Below are 16,441 nucleotides of genomic sequence, written 5' to 3'. Positions count from 1 at the left end.
CGTGGCGCGGTGCGGCAACCTGAGACGGTGAGCACCCACGAGCCTGCCGACGACCTCCGCGTCCCCCGCGCTCAGACCGGGTCCAGCCCGCAACATCTGCTGGCGACGCTGCTCGGTGAGTACCTCGACTCCGCGGATGCCAATCTGCCGTCGGCGGCGGTCATCGCGATCCTGCGCGAGTTCGGAGTCAGCGAGTCCAGCGCCCGTGCGGCGTTGTCCCGGCTGGTCAAGCGCGGCCTCATCGCGGTGCGGGGAGACCGCCGGCCGCCGGTCTACCACCTCACGCCCGCGGCGATCGACAGGCACCGCTCCCGAATGCGGCATTTTCTGAACTTCGGCGCCCGCCCGCCGCACTGGACCGGCGACTGGGTGCTGGCGTCCTTCTCGATTCCGAGCGCCGGCCAGGCGTCCCGGCACGCCGTACGCAGGACGTTGGGCGCGCTGGGCTTCGTGGGTCTGTACGACAGCGTGTGGATCCGGCCCGGGACCGACGCCGCGCCGGTGCGGGAGGCGCTGAACGGGCTGTTGCGCCAGGTCGAGGGTGCCCGGTGGTCGGTCATGCTCGTCCGGTTCGACGAGGAGGCCGGGGAGCACGGCCCGGCGTCCGCGTACGACCTGAGCGCTCTCGGGGCGGCGTACTCGACGTTCGTCCGGCGGTACGCGGGGTTGCGGGTGGCCGCCCGCGCCGGGAGGGTGGCCCCCGCCAGGGCGCTGATCGCCCGGACGTCCGCGATGGACTCCTGGCGGAAGTTCGCGGACCTCGATCCGGACCTGCCGCCGCATCTGCTGCCGAAGCCCTGGCCTCGACAGGAGGCCAGGGAGACCTTCCTGGACGTCCACTCCGCGCTGGGCTCGCTCGCGCAGGCGCGTCTCGTCGAGGTGGCAACACCGCACTGGCCGGACGCCTCCTCGTGGATCACGCACTTCCAGGCTTCCAGTGATCCCTCGCGACCGGAGCCGACCGGTGGCCGGACCATACATTGACACTTATCATTACGACAGTGATAGTAACTGCATACAGCTCCCATCGGATCGCCTGCGGGGACCGTGGTCGGGCGAGCAGGCACAGCCACCACGCCGCCGCCGGGAGCGTGATCGACGCATCCGCTGGAGGGGTGAATGAGGAGAAGATCGAAGATCTACGTGGGACTGACGGCAGCCGTCGTCCCGATCACATCCGTGATCATGGCGCTCGGCGCGACACCGGCCGATGCCGCGGTCGGCGGTTCCGGCCCCTATCCCGCTGACTACGAGACCTCGACCGGCCTGGCCAACCACACCATCTTCCGGCCGCAGACCCTCCCGTCCGAGCGCCTTCCGATCCTCGTCTGGGGCAACGGCGGCTGCTCGGCCAACGGTCTCTCCCAGGGCAATTTCCTCCGGGAGATCGCCTCGCACGGCTTCCTCGCCATCGCCAACGGAGCACCGAACGGATCCGGCTCCACCACCTCCCAGATGCTCACCCAGTCCATCGACTGGGCCATCGCGGAGAATTCCCGGCAGGGCAGCAAGTACTACAACAAGATCGACACGACGAAGGTCGCCGTCGCGGGCTTCTCCTGCGGAGGTCTGGAGGCCTACGCCGTCTCCAACGACCCGCGCGTCACCACTACCGGCATCTTCAGCAGCGGCCTGTTGAACGATGCCGACGACTACCAGCTCCGGAGACTGACCAAGCCGATCGCGTACTTCGTCGGCGGTCCCAGCGACATCGCCTACCCGAATGCCATCGATGACTGGGGCAAGCTGCCAGCCACCCTCCCCGCCTTCATGGGGAACCTGAACGTCGGGCATGGTGGCACGTACGACCAGACCAACGGCGGCGAGTTCGGCCGGGTGGCGGTGCTCTACCTCAAGTGGCGGCTGAAGGGCGACACCACCGCGGGCGGCAACTTCGTCGGCCCCAACTGCGGTCTGTGCCGCACCCAGTGGACCGTCCAGCAGAAGAACCTGACGCTGGACGACGGCACGCCGCCCACCACCCCACCGCCCACGACGCCACCGCCCACGACGCCACCCCCGACCACGCCACCCCCGACGACGCCACCGCCCACCACGCCACCACCCAACGGCTCCCCCGCCTGTACCGCGGTCTATGCCGTTCAGGACCAGTGGAACGGCGGATTCGTCGCCAACGTCACAGTCACCGCGGGAACCACCGCGCTCACCGGCTGGCGAGTCTCCCTCAACCTGCCGAGCGGAGCTTCGGTCACCTCGCTGTGGAACGGCGTTGCCAGCGGTACCAGCGGCGCCATCACCGTCGCGAACCAGAGCTACAACGGACGGCTGGCCGCGGGTCAGACCACCACTTTCGGCTTCCAGGGCACCGGAAACGGCACCGCAGCCACCGCCACCTGCACCGGGAGCTGACGCTCGCCGATCCTGCGGAAGGGCCACGCCGCTCGGCGGGCCGGCGCTCAGGCGCCGGCCCGCCGAGGGCGTTTCATACCTCTGGATGATCTGCCGACGGCTCAGCAGCCGATCCGGCTGGACCCGACCGCGACGTCGTCGTACCACAGGGTGTCGGCCCCGCCGCCGTAGCTCTCCCAGCCCAGCTTGAGGTCGGTGAGCTGGGGACGCCAGGTGCGGTTGTACCACTGGCCGTCGATGTCGTGCGTCGGCACGCCGTCCGCGGTGAGCCCGGCGATGGCGGCGCCGTCCAGCCAGGTACGGAGCTGACCGGCCGAGCCGTCCACCATGAACTCCAGGCAGGTCCACCGGTTGGTGGGTAGCGGAACGCTCTGCGCGACCCCGGCCGGGCTCTGCTCGGGCAGGGTCGCGTCGTCGGAGGCGCGGTTCCACTGCAGGGCGCCGTTCTGGCCACCGATGCGCAGGTCCTTGTTGCCGTCGGCGGAGTCGGTCATCGCCATCATCGTGGTGTGCTCGGTCGGCTGGGCGGTGGTGTGCCGGACCCAGATCCGGGCGTACCGGACACTGCCCACGCTACCGAGGTTCCTTGTGGACCTGATGAAGACGTGGTTGCAGTACCCGGCCGCGCCGTTGATCCGGACGGCCCGGCTGCCGCTGTGCGTGGTGGCCGTGTCGATGGTGGCCGTGCCGGCGCCGGAACAGTCCGGGTTCACCACTGTCCAGTCGCCGGACGGCGTCGAGCCGGTCTGGTTCTCGAAGCCGTCGCAGAGCACCGCCCCGGCACACCCGCTCGGCGGCGGGGTGGTGGGTGGCGGCGTCGTGGGCGGCGGCGTCGTGGGCGGCGCGCTGGTCGGTGGGGGCGTCGTCGGCGGCGCGCTGGTCGGCGGGGGCGTCGTCGGCACCAGCGTGGTGGGCACGCCGGTCGGGGTCGGCCCGGTGCCGTTGCACGGTACGCCGTTCAGGCTGAACCCGGTCGGCGCGCCGCCGCTGGAGCCGTACGTGCCCTGCACGCCGAACTCGGTGGCACCGGCGGCCGGGATGCTGCCGTTGTACGACATGTTGCGGGCGGTCACCGTCGAGCCGGACTGGCTGACGGTGGCGTTCCAGCCGTTCGTGACGCGTTCGTCGCCGGCGTACGTCCAGGTGACGGTCCAACTGGAGACGGCGGTGTCGCCGGGGGACACCTTCACGTTGGCGGTGAATCCGCCGGGCCACTGGTTGGGCGTGTAGTCCACCCGGCAACCCTGGGCGGCCGAGGCCGGGCTGGTGAGCAGGGCCGTTCCGGTCGCGGCCACGGCCGCCAGTGCGGCGACGACCGCGAGGGTCGAAGCGGGGCGGGCACGGAGAATCGTCATGGGAGGTCCTTCTGCCATCGAGCGGGAGGGAGGCGACGCGGCGACGCGCGTCCGTGACGAACGCAGCGCGCCAACGCGCCCTGGGTGCGGCGCGGCGGCGCGCCACACGAGGTCGGTGCGTACGACCGCGGTGCCCGGCTCGGGATGGACCTGTCAGTCGCCGACGGCCCGGTCACCCGGACGTCGGCGGCGCCCACCGTCAATCTATTGACGCGGGACGATGTAATCAAGCGTCGCCCTTCCGGGTGGGATCACGCGAGGCGACAGCCGGGTCCACGTTTATTGGGTGGACCGGCCGGCCCCGGCCGTGCCAGCGTGACCGAAGCTGGACCCGGACCGCCATCGGTCCGGCGGCACGACGGGAACGAACGACGGACAGGAGCACGGCGATGCGAGGACTCGAAACCTTCCCGCCCATCCGGACGCGAGCTTTCGAGGACCCGTCAACCCATGCAGACCGTCAACCTCGGCATCGTCGCCCATGTCGACGCCGGTAAGACCAGCCTGACCGAACGCCTGCTGCACGCCACCGGCGTCATCGACCGGCTCGGCAGCGTCGACGCGGGCACCACCCGGACCGACGCCGGCGAGATCGAGCGCCGGCGGGGCATCACCATCCGCAGCGCCGTGGCCGCGTTCGGATTGCCCGACTGCCAGGTCAACCTGCTCGACACCCCCGGGCACAGCGACTTCGTGGCCGAGGTCGAACGCGCGCTCGGGGTGCTCGACGCGGCAATCCTGGTGCTGTCGGCCGTCGAGGGGGTGCAACCGCACAGCCGGCGGATCATGCGGATCCTCCGGTCGATCCGGCTACCCACGCTGATCTTCGTGAACAAGATCGACCGAACGGGCGCCCGCACCGACGAGCTGGTCGCGGACGTGCGCCGACTGCTCACCCCGGCCGTCGCCCCGCTGGGCACGGTCCGCGCGCCCGGCACCCCCGAGGCCGCCTTCCGGCGTGACGACCCGCGGTACGACCCGGGCGGCGCCCGCCGGCTCGCCGAGGCCCTCGCCGAGCACGACGACGAGCTGCTGGCCGCCCTGGTGGACGACCTCTGCCGCCCGACCCGGACCGGATCGACAAGGCGCTTCGGGTCCAGGTCGCGGCCGGGCAGATCCACCCCCTGCTGTTCGGCTCGGCGATGTCCGGAGCCGGCGTACCGGAACTGCTGGACGCCATCGCGGCCCTGCTCCCGGCGTCGCCGCCGGCGGAGCCCGAGCCGCGGGCCCGGGTCTTCGCCATCGAACGCGACAGCGCCGGCGAGCGGGTGGCGTACCTGCGGTCGTACGGCGGGCAGTTCCGGGCCCGCCAGCGGGTCGTCGCGTACCGTCGGGAGCCGGACGGCCGGGTCAGCGCCACCCGCGCCCGGATCACCCGGCTCGACGTGATCGGCGCGGCTCCCGACCACGCCGAGCCGACCGGGCGGGACCATCCGCCGGCCACGCTCACCTCCGGGCACATCGCTCGGATCGCCGGCCTGACCGGGGTCCGCCTCGGCGACCAGCTCGGCAGCGCGGCCGGCCTCGACGGACGGTCGTACTTCCCGGCGCCGACCCTGGAGGCGGTGGTGCGCCCCCGCGATCCGGCCCGGACGCTGGCGCTGCACGCCGCGCTGCTGGACATCGCGGACACCGACCCGTTCCTCCGGACCCGGGTGGCCCCGGACGGCGGGACGAGCGTGCTGCTCTACGGCGAGGTGCAGCGCGAGGTGGTGGCCGCCACGCTGGCCGAGGCGTACGGGATCGAGGCCGAGTTCGGGCCGGCCCGACTCGTGCACGTCGAGCGGCCGACCGGCACCGGCACGGCGGTGGAGATCATCGGGCACGGCTTCTTCGGCACCGTCGGCCTGCGGGTGGAGCCCGGCGCCGGGGTGGACTACCGGCTGGAGGTCGAACTCGGCTCGCTGCCGCTGTCGTTCCACAGGGCCATCGAGGAGGCCGCCCGGGCCGCTCTCGACCAGGGTCGCCACGGCTGGCCGGTGACCGACATCCGGGTCACCCTCACCCACAGCGGCTACTGGTCGCCGATCACCACGGCCGGGCACTTCCGGGACCTGACGCCGTACGTCCTCATGCGGGCGCTCGCCGAGGCCGGCACCCGGGTCTTCGAGCCGTGCCGCCGGTTCGAGGCGGAGGTGCCGGCCGGCCGGCTCGGCGCTGTCACGTCGTACCTGGGCCGGCTCGGCGCCCGGATCGACGGCACCGACGAGAGCACCGCCGGCTGGCGGATCGACGGGGTACTGCCGGCGCGGCTCGAACCGGAGGCGCAGCGGCGGCTGCCGGACCTGTCCAGCGGGGAGGGGCTGTGGTCGTCGACGCCCGGCGGCGACCGCCCGGTGTCCGGCGACCCGCCGCGGCGACCCCGCACCGACGGCAACCCGTTCGACCGGGTGGAGTATCTGCGCTTTCTCGCCCAACCACGAAACCGGTCCTGAGGGCTGGCTCTACCGGTGCGCTCCACCCGGCTCGTGGGCGCGGCGAGCCGTGCTGAACCGGCGTTGGTAGGCGGCGGGGCTGATCGACAGCTTTCGGGCGAAGACCCGTCGCATGCTCTCGTAGCTGGGAAACCCGGCGAGGGTCGCGGCCTGCGTCGCGGTGTGGCCCTGGTCGAGCAGCGCCCGGGCCAGGTCGAATCGGATGTTCTCCACGTAGCGAGCCGGTGTCGTGGACAGCTCGTCGTGGAAGAGCCGGGTGAGCTGTCGGGTGCTCACGTTGAGGTGCCTCGCGAGTTCACCCAGCGAGTGGTCGCCGCGGGGATCCGCCGTCACCACGTCGGTGATCCTGCGCAGCGCCGGCGAGCGCGGCGGTGGCCCCTGCAACGGCGCGGAGAACTGGGACTGGCCGCCCGCGCGCTGCATGTACACCACCAGGGAGCGCGCGACGTCACGCGTCAGGTCGGGCCCGTGGTCCTCCTCGACGAGAGCGAGCGCCAGGTCGATGCCGGCCGTCACACCCGCCGAGGTGTACGTGGTGCCGTCCCGAACGTAGATCGCGTCGGGCTCGACCCGGCAGGTCGGACACCGGGCGGCGAGCTCGTGCGCGACCCGCCAGTGCGTTGTCGCGCGCTTGCCGTCGAGGACGCCGGCGGCGGCGAGGACGAACGCCCCGGTGCAGATCGACGCCACCCGGCCGGCCGCGGCCACCGGTATCCGGGCGGCGTCCGCCAGGTCGGCGGGGACGCGGGCGCGCGGGTAGTGGTCGGACCCGGCCACCAGCAGGGTGTCGAAGGCCGACCCCGGGGAGACCGCGCCGTCGACCGCCAGCCGAATCCCGAGACTGGACGTGACGTCCGCGCCGGTCGGCGACAGCAGCACGATCCCGTAGTCGGCACCGAACCGGTTCGCCTCCTTGAACACCTCGGCCGGGCCGGCGACGTCCAGCAACGTCACTCCGTCGTAGACGAGGATCGCAACAGAATGGGAGCCACCGTTCACCACCGTGGGCTGCTCGGAGCGGGCTGCGCGCGGTGGGTCGGAGGAATGGACACCATTTATTGGTAGCACGTCGCTGTGTGACGGGCCGCACGTCTGCGATCTCAGCGCGTCCGGATATGAGTGATTCCTGGCCGGAGGAAGGCGGCGGCGTACGACGATCGGAAGGCAGCATGGGGGTCGCATACCGCTACCGACACCGTCTCGAAAGGCCAGGAACCATGCCAGAGGTCATCGCGGGGTTGGCGATTCCGGAGACCGCAGCGGTCGCCGAGGCGACCAGGCACATCCAGGAGACGACCAGGCCTCTCCTCTACCACCACTCCCGCAGGGTTTATCTCTTCGGTCTGATTCACGCGCAACGGCTTGGCGTGGCACCGGATCCGGAGTTGCTCTATCTGGCGGCGATGTTCCACGATTCCGGCCTGCTGACTCCCTTTTCCGACGTCGAACAGCGCTTCGAGATCGATGGCGCCGACCACGCCCGCAAGTTCCTCCTGGACCGGGGTTTCTCGACGGCCGCCGCCGAGACCGTCTGGACGGCGATCGCGCTGCACACCACGCCGGGTGTTCCCGACCGGATGGGTCCGGAGATCGCGACCACCTATCTCGGTGTCCTGACCGACGTGCTCGGCCTCGGCCTGAACGGACTGGACCGCGATCAGCTCGACGAAATCCTCGCCGCCCACCCGCGAGGTGACTTCAAGGACGGGTTTCTGCGCGCCCACGTCGACGGGCTGAAGAATCGCCCCGAAACCACCAACGGCACCGTAAACTCCGACATTCTCGAACACTTCAGCCCTGGCTTCCAGCGGGTGACGACTGTCGAGCGCATCGTCGGGTCGCCCTGGCCGAGCTGAGCTGTCGCTCCCCCACCGTCACGGCCCACCGACGAACTTTCTGGAAAGGCTTCACGCATGCGAGCGATCACCGTGCGCGACCGTACCGCGGGTCTCAGCGGGCTCACCCTGACCGACATGCCCTACCCGCACGCCGCGGAGAACGACGTCATCGTGCGCGTGCACGCGGCCGGCTTCACTCCGGGAGAACTCGACTGGCCGGCGACGTGGACCGATCGTGCGGGCCTCGACCGCACCCCCACCATCCCCGGGCATGAGCTGTCCGGGGTCGTGGCCGAACTCGGCTACGGCACCACCGGTCTCACCGTGGGCCAGCGCGTGTTCGGACTGACGGACTGGGCCCGCAACGGATCCCTTGCCGAATACACAGCGGTGGAGGCTCGCAACCTCGCCCCGCTCCCGGCCGGCATCGACCACAACGTGGCCGCGGCGCTGCCGATCTCCGGACTGACCGCGTGGCAGGCGCTTTTCGACCACGCCCATCTCACGACCGGCCAGACTGTCCTCATCCACGGCGCCGCGGGTGGCGTCGGCTCGATCGCCGTCCAACTCGCCAATGAGGTGGGCGCGAACGTGATCGGGACCGGCCGAGCCGATGACCGTGCCGTCGTGCTCGCCCTCGGCGCGCAGACCTTCGTGGACCTGGACGCCGACGAGCTGCGGCACGTCGGCGAGGTGGACGTGGTGCTCGACGTCATCGGCGGCGACATCCTCGAACGATCCGCCGAACTGGTACGCCCGGGCGGCACCCTCGTCACCATCGCCACGCCGCCCACCGTCCAGCCGAGGAACGGGCGAGCCATCTTCTTCGTCGTCGAACCTGACCGCGCCCGGCTGGTCGACCTCGCCCAGCGCCTGCGGAACGGGCGGCTCAACCCCATCGTCGGCGCGGTGCGCCCGCTCTCCGAAACGGCCGCCGCGTTCGGCCGCATCCGCCGCACACCCGGCAAGACGATCATCCAGCTCGTGGACGGACAAGGGACGCCGCAGTCGTGACCGCGTACGCGATGGACAGCGGCGTGCTGATCGCCGGTACAGCAGCGGACGTGAGGAGACACCGATGGCCAAGGTGATAGTTGGAGCGACACCCTTCGAGGGGCACGTGGGTCCGGTCCTCACGATCGCGGCGGACCTGGTCCGGCGGGGCCACGAGGTGGTCGTCTACACCGGGTCCCGGTTCGAGGCACGCGCTCTGGCCATCGGGGCGCGATTCCAGGCGTTGCCGCCGGACGCCGACCTCGACGACCGGAGGTTGGACTCGCTCTTTCCGCTGCGGGCCACACTGCCGCCCGGACCGGCCCAGTTGTCGTTCGACTTCGAGACCTTCTTTCTGGGCCAACTACCCGCACAGGTACGCGGACTGCGGGCGCTACTGGCGAGGTTCCCCGCGGATGTGGTGCTGGGTGAGCTCGGGTTCTGGTCGATACCGGTGCTCAGCCTCTCCGCGGCGCCGCGGGAGCGCCCGACACTTGTGACGCTGGGCTCCATTCCCCTGCTCATCCAGAGCGAGGACGCGCCCGCGTTCGGCCCCGGCCTGCTGCCGACGTCAGGCGAGGAGGCGCGCGCCCGCAACCGGGCGATGAACGCTGAGGTGCGGCGACTCTTCGCCGATCTACAGAGCTTCGGCGAGGCGACGCTCAGGTCGTTGGGCGTGCCGATGCCCGAGTACCTCTTCGACGTGCCCTTCCGGCGTACGGACCACTACCTGCAACTGACAGTGCCCGGCTTCGAGTACCCCCGCGGCGACCTCCCCGGGCACCTGCGGTTCGTCGGTACGCTTCCTCCCACGCCCAGCAGCTCCTACGCGGAGCCGGCCTGGTGGCCCGAGCTGTCGGCCGGTCGGCCGGTGGTGGTGGTCACACAGGGGACGGTCGCCAACAACGACCTGACCGAGCTGATCGTCCCCACGGTGCGTGCCCTCGCCGACCTCGACGTCCTCGTGGTGGCCGCCACGGCACGCGCGGACGGGCCCGAGCTGGTCCGTCAAGCCCTGGGCGACGTGCCGGACAACGTGCGGCTGGCCGGCTTCGTGCCGTTCGACCGCCTACTTCCGCACGCCGACGCGCTGGTCACCAACGGTGGTTACGGCGGGGTGCAGACCGCCCTGTACTACGGAGTGCCGCTGGTGGTCGCCGGTGTCAGCGAGGACAAGCCGGAGGTGGCGGCCCGCGTCGAGTGGAGCGGCACCGGTGTCAACCTGCGGACCGGCAGGCCCGCGGTCACCGAGGTGCGCGTTGCGGTGCGGACGGTGCTGCGCGATCCCGGCTATCGCTCCCAGGCCGCCATCATGGCCAAGGAGATCGGTCAGCACAGCCCGTTCGACGCGATCGCCGAGATCGTCGACGCGGCTGCCCGTCGCTGAGGACCATCGAGGGTGCGCCACCTTTCCCAGCACTGTGGACGGTCAGGAGGGTTCTCGTCGCCACCTAAACTGTGCTGACCTGAGCACACCGACAACGAGGAGGCGCCCTGATGCGCTCGACGACGATCCTGCGGGAGCGCCTCCTCGCGGCCGGGATGGGCGAGGTCGTCTCGGTGGAGCCGGTGGCCGGCGGCGTCGCGGCGGTCGCGGGCATCGCCACCCGCCGGGACGCGCCGTCGGTGTTCGTCAAGTCCTTCGCCGACGCGCCGGCCGACGGGGTCTTCCGGGCGGAGGCCGAAGGGTTGGCCGCCCTGCGCGAGATCGGCGGCGTGCCGACACCCGAGGTGCTCCTGGCTGACCGCGGACTACTCGTGTTGTCGGTGTTGCGCCCGAGGCCGCACAGCGAGGTCTTCTGGGAGCGGCTCGCACACCTGCTCGCCGACATGCACCTGCACACGACCCATCCCCGCTTCGGTTGGCACCACGACAACTGGCTGGGCCGCCGCCGCCAGGTCAACACGTGGCACGACAACGGCCACGCGTTCTTCGCGGAGCACCGACTGCTGCGGTGGCTCGGGGAGCCCCGGGTGGACGCGGCGCTCGACGCCGGAGACCGGGCGGCCCTGGAACGGCTCTGTCACCGGCTGCCCGACCTGCTGCCGGACCGGCCCGCGTGCCTGACACACGGCGACCTGTGGACCCAGAACATCCTGGCCACCGCGGACGGGCAGCCGGCGCTGATCGACCCGGCGGTGTCCTACATGTGGGCCGAGGTCGACCTCGCCCACGTGATGTCCACCTCGCCCCCACCCGAGGCGCAACGGTTCTTCGAGGTCTACGCGGACCGGACCGCGCTCGACGACGACTGGCCGGCCCGGATGCCGATCATCCAGCTGCGCCAACACCTCGCCGTACTGGCGCAGTTCGACGACGACTGGGGCGCGGCCGACCAGATCCGTACCGTGCTCGCCCCCTTCCGGACGCGAGCCTGACCCGAGGTCCGACGACGGCTGAGCGGGGACGAAACCCCTTCGATTACGGTGACCACGAATGGGGGTGGGTCATGGCGCCGGAGGTGTCGCCGCGAAGGGCCAGGGCCGTGCTCGTCGCGCTGTCCCTCGCCGCGTTCGCGTTCATCACGACCGAGTTGCTGCCCGTCGGCCTGCTGACCCACATCGCGCCCGATCTCGACCGGTCCCGCTCCCAGGTGGGTCTGCTGGTCAGCGGGTACGCCGTCGTGGTCGTGCTGGCATCCGTGCCGTTGGCCCGGCTGACCCAGCGGATCCCCCGACGGCACCTGCTCGGCGGCACGATGCTCCTGTTCGCCGCCGCGAACGCCACCGCCGCGCTCGCGTCCACGTACACCGTGCTGGCCGGCTCCCGACTCGCGACCGCCCTCGCGCAGGCACTGTTCTGGTCCGTCGCCACGGCGACAGTGACCGGGCCCTTTCCGGTCGCGGTACGCGGCCGGGTGGTGGCGCTGTTCGCGACCGGGGCGACGCTCGCCCCGGTGCTCGGCGTACCCCTCGGCACCTGGCTCGGGCAGCACGCCGGGTGGCGGACGGCGTTCGCGGTGCTGGCCGGGGTTGGTCTGGCCATCGCCGCCGCGGTGCTCGTCTTCCTGCCCTCCTATCCCCCGGCCGCCGGCGGCGCCGCCCGGGGGACCGCACCGAACGGACGGCGCTTCACCCTGTTGCTTGTCGCGACAGCCCTCGGCATCGGCGGCTTCATGACCCTGCAGACCTACGTCACACCGTTCCTGCTCGACGTCAGCGGCTTCGCCGACGCGGTGCTGGCGCCGTTGCTGTTCGCCTCCGGCGCTGCCGGCGTCGTCGGTACCCTGGCCGCGGCCCGGACCCTGGACACCCGGCCGATCGCTTCCCTGCTGACGCCGTTGAGCATCGGCACGGCCTCGCTGTTCGGCCTGTACGCGCTCGGCGCGCTCCGGCCCGGCGCGGTCGCGCTCCTCGCCGGGATCGGCCTCGCCTACGCGGCGTTCGGCTCCGCCGTGCAGAGCCGGATGCTGCAACTGGCCCCGGGCAGCACCGATATCGCGTCGGCCGGTGTCAGCACCGCCTTCAACGCCGGAATTGCCGGCGGCTCACTGCTCGGCGGTGTCCTCCTGTCCACCTCGGGGGCACGTCCGCTGGCCCTCGTCGGCGGGCTGCTGACGCTGGCAGCGCTGACGCTGCTCGCTGTGGACGCGTGGCGAGCCTCCGCCGCGCCGGTGTCGAACGCCGCCCGCCCCTGCGCCGACCCCGCGACCACCCGCCCGGTCACCCCTGCCCCGGACGGAGACGCCGTTCCCCGATAGGACGGGCCGGAGGACTCGACCCCGTGGCCGGGCGGCTGCCGGGGGGCGTGCCTCCTATCGTCGAGCCATGTCCCGCGAAACCATCGAAACTGTCACGCGCTCTCGCGCCATCACGGCGACGGCGGTGCTGCAGCAACTTGTCGACCTGCGCGCCTACCCGTACCGGCACCTTGCCGTGGTCGTCTATGCCACCGGCGGAGACAGCATCAGCCAGGCGCTCGCCGCCGTCGAGCACCTCAGCCACATCGGTTGGGAGCTGATCAATGTGACGCCGGTGGGAAGCAGCAGCAAGCTGCACGCGTTCCTGCGCCGCCGATGAGAAGGGCGCCCTCGGCTCGTGGTCGCCCACACCGGGTTTCGTCGGCTGTCGCTTCCGGGTAGCGGATCATTCATGAACCGCAATCTCGTCAGGGCCCTCCAGGTTGCCTGGGAGCTGCCGGAGTTCCGCAGCGGGTTACGCCACCTCATCGACCTCGACGAGGTGGCGGTGCTGCTGGCCACGCTGTCCGTCGCGGATCACGACCGCGAGATTGAGCGCAGCCTGTTGAGCCTGCTGCGCTCGGCCCTGGACACGACCGAGATTCGGGAGGCCATGTTGCTGCTGTTGGAACAGGACGAGGTACGCCGGCCACTCGTCGCGGCGGTGGTGGAGCCACTTGCGGACCGGCCGGGTCAGGCTGCCGCCATCGCTTCGGCGGCCGAGGATCCCGCGGTGCGGCGTGAGGTGCGGGCGGTGCTGGACAGCGCCAGGGTGCGCGAGCTGATCTGGCAGGCGATCGACAACCAGGTGAGCGACAACCGGATCGGCCTGATCCGCCAGGTGGCGGTGCTGTTCGTGCGGCATCCGAGCGTCCGGCGGCTCGTGTGGGCCGCGCGCCGGCACGGCGTGCTGCGCGAACTCCGGCGCAGGCCCTGACCCGCGTCCGCCAATGCTCGGTGGAAGGCCACGGCGGCCGCTCATCCGGGCCGGCCGAAGTGGTGGGTGAGCGAGGCGCGCAGCGTACCGGCGTCCCCGGCGGACCAGGCGACGAAGCAGTCGGGGCGCACGAGCAACGCGGTCGCGGTCGTGCCCTCCAGGGAGCCGGTGATCACGTCGACCCGGTCGCGCCAAGGCGCGGCGACATCGGCGTAAACACCCGTGGAGTCCAGCAGCAGCGGCCGGGCGGCGCGGGTGAGCTCGGCGAGGCGCACCGGTCCGTGGTCACCGTGCACGACCACGTCGGGCGCGCAGCGACCCGCCAACGGGTCCGCGGGGTCGGCGGGGTAGCGGATGTCCGCGCCGGACATCAGCGCCGCGATGTGCCCGGTCACCTCCGGCTTGCGCAGCAGCTCGGCGAAGAGGTCCCGCAGGCCGGTGATCTCGTCGCCGGGGCCGATGAGCGCCGACTGTGCCTGGGTGGACATGACGACCCGTTCGGCGACGGGGCGGCGCTCGGTCTCGTACGTGTCGAGTAGGCCCTGCGGCGCCCAGCCGCGGACCGTGGCGGCGAGCTTCCATCCCAGGTTGACGGCGTCCTGTAGGCCCAGGTTGAGCCCGGGGCCGCCGATCGCGGGGTGCACGTGCGCGGCGTCGCCGACCAGCAGCACCCGGCCGGCGCGGTAGCGGGCGGCGATACGGGTGTTCTGGCCGGCCAGCCGCCGCAGCAGGCCGGGGCCGTCCGGTTCGCCGAGCGGAACGTCGGCGCCGAGCACCCGGGCGACGCTGGCGCGTAGCTCCGCCAGGCTCATCGGGGTCTCGTCGCTCGGTGGCGTGTCGGGCCACTCCGTCGTGCTCAGGATCGCCGGACGACCGAGGAACGGAGCCCAGGCGATCAGACCACGCGCGGTGCGGGTGTGCTGGAACGGCGGAACGACGCCGTAGCCGGGGACGCGCAGGCCCCCGGTCTCGGGATCGAGGGATGACGCGGGGACGGTCACGGTGGCGGTGCGGGAGATCGACCGGTCGTTGGTGACGCCAGGAAAATCGATGCCGGCGAGGCGACGCACCGCGCTGCGGCCGCCGTCGGCGCCGACGAGGAAGCGGGAGCTGAGCTGCGTACCGTCGGCAAGGCTGACCTCGACCGCGTCGGGGCGTTGGCGAAGGTCGACGACCTCGTGGCCGCGGCGCAGCTCGACGCCGAGCTCGGCGGCCCGGGCGGCGAGGGTGGCCTCCAGTTGGGCTTGCGGCACGCCGAGCACGTAGTGCGGGTTCTCCGGGAGCATCGTGAGATCCAGCGGGAACGCGCCGAAGACGAAGGCGGGTTGGGGGGTCGGCGGGGTGCTCTCGCCACTGAGCCGCGCGTAGAGGCCGCGCCGGTCGAGCAGGCGGACGACCTGGCCGACGACGCCGTTGGCGCGGGGCTCGCCGGTGGGTGTGACGTGACGTTCGAGGACGACGGGGTGGACGCCGGCCAGGGCCAACTCGCAGGCGAGCATGAGGCCGTTGGGACCGGCTCCGACGATGAGGACATCGATCACAGTCGTGATCCTTCCGGGGCGTGCGTCATCGCCACGGCAGGCGCGGCAGGCGGCCGACCCGCCGCGGGGATGAGCGGCTGAGGGCGTGTGGTGAGGCGGTGTGTGAGCGGAGGTCGGGCCTCAGCGGGGCGGCGCCGGGAGGCCGGCGGCGACCTGGGTGAAGGCGTCGGTGATGAGGTGCTCGATCGGGGTGGGCGGGTCGGGGCTGTCGAGATAGTGCTGCATGGCGACGGCGACGGCGGCGCTGGCGGCGGCCGCGACGAGCCTCGGGTACATGGTGGCGAGTTCGGTGCCGGTGCGCTCGGCGACCGCGGCGGCCAACTCGGCCTCGGCGACCGCGACGGCGCGCAGCCGCTCGCCCTGTAGCGCGGGCTCGGCGAGCATGGTGCGGATCCCGGCCACCCACTGCCCGTGCGCGGGGGACGGCATCGCCTCGACCTCCGGGCCGCGGGTGAACTGCTCCAGCGCGGCCTGGGTGAGCGCCGTCCAGAGCGGCTCGTCGGCGGGGCGTTCGCGCAGCGCGGCGGCGGTGCGCAGACTGCGGTCGAGGTGGCGGGAGGCGATCGCCTCGGCCTTGCTGGAGAAGTAGTTGTTGAAGGTGCGCGGGGACACCCCGGCCGCCGCGGCGATGTCCTCCACGCGGACGTTGTCGTAGCCGCGCTCGACGGTGAGGTGGATCGCGGCCCAGCCGAGCGCCGCCCGCGTCTCGGCCTTCTTGCGCTCCCGCAACCCCGTCATGCCACAACGGTAGCACTACTTGCGCAACGCGCAAATATGCGCGCCACGCAAAAATAAGCGCTGCCGTCTCAGTGGCCCGCTTCCGGCTGACCGGTGTCGCGGATCGCCTCGACGCACCTGGCCAGCAGGTCACGGAGCTGGTCCCGCTCGGCGGGGCTCAACGCGTCGGCGATCCGCCGTTCGATCCGCACCGCTTCGCGGTCGCACCGACGCAGCGTGGCGCGGCCCTCCTCGGTCAGGCTGGTCTCCAGGACGTGGCGGTGCCAGGGGTGCGGCGAGCGTCGCACCAGCCCTCGATCCTCCAGGGCCTTGAGGACGCCGGTCATGGCCTGGGGCGTCACCAGGCAGGCTCGCGCCAGCGCGGCTCCCGACATGCCGGGGTTGTCGGCGAGGGCGAACAGTGCCGCGTACTGAGCGACGGTCAGATCGGCCGGGCGCAGCGCCGCGGCCTTGGCCGCCATCAGCGCCTGCTCGGCGCGCTTGATGTCGAAGCCGAGGCGTTCGTCGGCGGGCATCTCCACCAGCAGATCGTACCGGGCTGAATTCTTGTCAGG

16 protein-coding genes are annotated in these 16,441 nt (G+C 71.8%); 11 read left to right on the top strand and 5 right to left on the bottom strand.

All coding sequences use genetic code 11. The features are described 5' to 3' along the window. Positions 1-27: 27 nt before the first annotated feature. Both ACQPWW_RS10050 and ACQPWW_RS10045 read left to right on the top strand, forming a co-directional pair. Positions 28-984 (top strand): PaaX family transcriptional regulator, encoded by a 957-nt coding sequence (locus ACQPWW_RS10050; RefSeq protein ID WP_433131330.1) that lies wholly within the window; start codon positions 28-30, stop codon positions 982-984. A 135-nt stretch (positions 985-1,119) separates the two neighbouring features. After that, a complete protein-coding gene (locus ACQPWW_RS10045; RefSeq protein WP_433131328.1) occupies positions 1,120-2,370 on the top strand; it encodes a cellulose binding domain-containing protein in 1,251 nt (416 codons plus the stop codon). Between the two features lie 101 nt (positions 2,371-2,471). On the opposite strand, the gene ACQPWW_RS10040 is transcribed toward ACQPWW_RS10045, so the two are convergent. Continuing rightward, positions 2,472-3,725 (bottom strand): cellulose-binding domain-containing protein, encoded by a 1,254-nt coding sequence (locus ACQPWW_RS10040; RefSeq protein ID WP_433131325.1) that lies wholly within the window; start codon positions 3,723-3,725, stop codon positions 2,472-2,474. Between the two features lie 450 nt (positions 3,726-4,175). On the opposite strand from ACQPWW_RS10040, the gene ACQPWW_RS10035 reads away from it, so the two are divergent. Together ACQPWW_RS10035 and ACQPWW_RS10030 are read left to right on the top strand one after the other, a co-directional pair. Then, a complete protein-coding gene (locus ACQPWW_RS10035; protein ID WP_433131323.1) occupies positions 4,176-5,114 on the top strand; it encodes a GTP-binding protein in 939 nt (312 codons plus the stop codon). Then, positions 5,003-6,160: a hypothetical protein gene (locus tag ACQPWW_RS10030; RefSeq protein WP_433134254.1), complete on the top strand. Its 1,158-nt coding sequence runs from the start codon at positions 5,003-5,005 to the stop codon at positions 6,158-6,160. Before ACQPWW_RS10035 ends, ACQPWW_RS10030 begins: the two co-directional genes overlap by 112 nt. A 9-nt stretch (positions 6,161-6,169) precedes the next feature. Here the strand turns inward: ACQPWW_RS10030 and ACQPWW_RS10025 are convergent, their stop codons facing one another. Continuing rightward, positions 6,170-7,114 carry a GlxA family transcriptional regulator gene (locus ACQPWW_RS10025; protein WP_433131321.1) on the bottom strand — a complete coding sequence of 315 codons (945 nt, stop codon included), beginning with the start codon at positions 7,112-7,114 and terminating at the stop codon, positions 6,170-6,172. A gap of 161 nt (positions 7,115-7,275) precedes the next feature. Between ACQPWW_RS10025 and ACQPWW_RS10020 the strand changes: the two genes are divergently transcribed. From ACQPWW_RS10020 to ACQPWW_RS09990, 7 genes are all read left to right on the top strand, one after another. Then, the gene (locus ACQPWW_RS10020; RefSeq protein WP_433131319.1) at positions 7,276-8,016 is read left to right on the top strand and encodes an HD domain-containing protein; all 741 of its coding nucleotides are present in this window, start codon (positions 7,276-7,278) and stop codon (positions 8,014-8,016) included. Between the two features lie 57 nt (positions 8,017-8,073). Next, positions 8,074-9,012, top strand: coding sequence for an NADP-dependent oxidoreductase (locus ACQPWW_RS10015; RefSeq protein ID WP_433131317.1), 939 nt, complete (start codon positions 8,074-8,076; stop codon positions 9,010-9,012). Positions 9,013-9,076: 64 nt separating this feature from the next. Continuing rightward, positions 9,077-10,378: a nucleotide disphospho-sugar-binding domain-containing protein gene (locus ACQPWW_RS10010; protein WP_433131315.1), complete on the top strand. Its 1,302-nt coding sequence runs from the start codon at positions 9,077-9,079 to the stop codon at positions 10,376-10,378. A gap of 110 nt (positions 10,379-10,488) precedes the next feature. Then, entirely contained in the window at positions 10,489-11,370 is an 882-nt protein-coding gene (locus ACQPWW_RS10005) for a fructosamine kinase family protein (RefSeq protein ID WP_433131313.1), read from the top strand. Between the two features lie 71 nt (positions 11,371-11,441). Then, positions 11,442-12,692 (top strand): MFS transporter, encoded by a 1,251-nt coding sequence (locus ACQPWW_RS10000; protein ID WP_433131311.1) that lies wholly within the window; start codon positions 11,442-11,444, stop codon positions 12,690-12,692. 67 nt (positions 12,693-12,759) lie between these two features. After that, complete coding sequence (locus ACQPWW_RS09995) at positions 12,760-13,011, top strand: transcriptional regulator (RefSeq protein ID WP_433131309.1); 252 nt, start codon at positions 12,760-12,762, stop codon at positions 13,009-13,011. A 72-nt stretch (positions 13,012-13,083) separates the two neighbouring features. Beyond that, a complete protein-coding gene (locus ACQPWW_RS09990; protein ID WP_433131307.1) occupies positions 13,084-13,608 on the top strand; it encodes a hypothetical protein in 525 nt (174 codons plus the stop codon). A 41-nt stretch (positions 13,609-13,649) separates the two neighbouring features. Here ACQPWW_RS09990 and ACQPWW_RS09985 read toward each other — a convergent pair whose 3' ends face one another. The 3 genes from ACQPWW_RS09985 to ACQPWW_RS09975 form a co-directional block, all read right to left on the bottom strand. Beyond that, a complete protein-coding gene (locus tag ACQPWW_RS09985; protein ID WP_433131305.1) occupies positions 13,650-15,149 on the bottom strand; it encodes an FAD-dependent monooxygenase in 1,500 nt (499 codons plus the stop codon). 120 nt (positions 15,150-15,269) lie between these two features. Continuing rightward, positions 15,270-15,887, bottom strand: a complete 618-nt coding sequence (locus tag ACQPWW_RS09980) for a TetR/AcrR family transcriptional regulator (protein ID WP_433131303.1) — start codon at positions 15,885-15,887, stop codon at positions 15,270-15,272. 68 nt (positions 15,888-15,955) lie between these two features. Then, entirely contained in the window at positions 15,956-16,402 is a 447-nt protein-coding gene (locus ACQPWW_RS09975) for a MarR family winged helix-turn-helix transcriptional regulator (RefSeq protein ID WP_433134252.1), read from the bottom strand. Positions 16,403-16,441 lie beyond the last annotated feature (39 nt).

The organism is Micromonospora sp. CA-240977 (genome assembly GCF_050942285.1).
Taxonomy (GTDB): domain Bacteria; phylum Actinomycetota; class Actinomycetes; order Mycobacteriales; family Micromonosporaceae; genus Micromonospora.
This window is presented reverse-complemented; position numbering and strand designations above follow the sequence as displayed.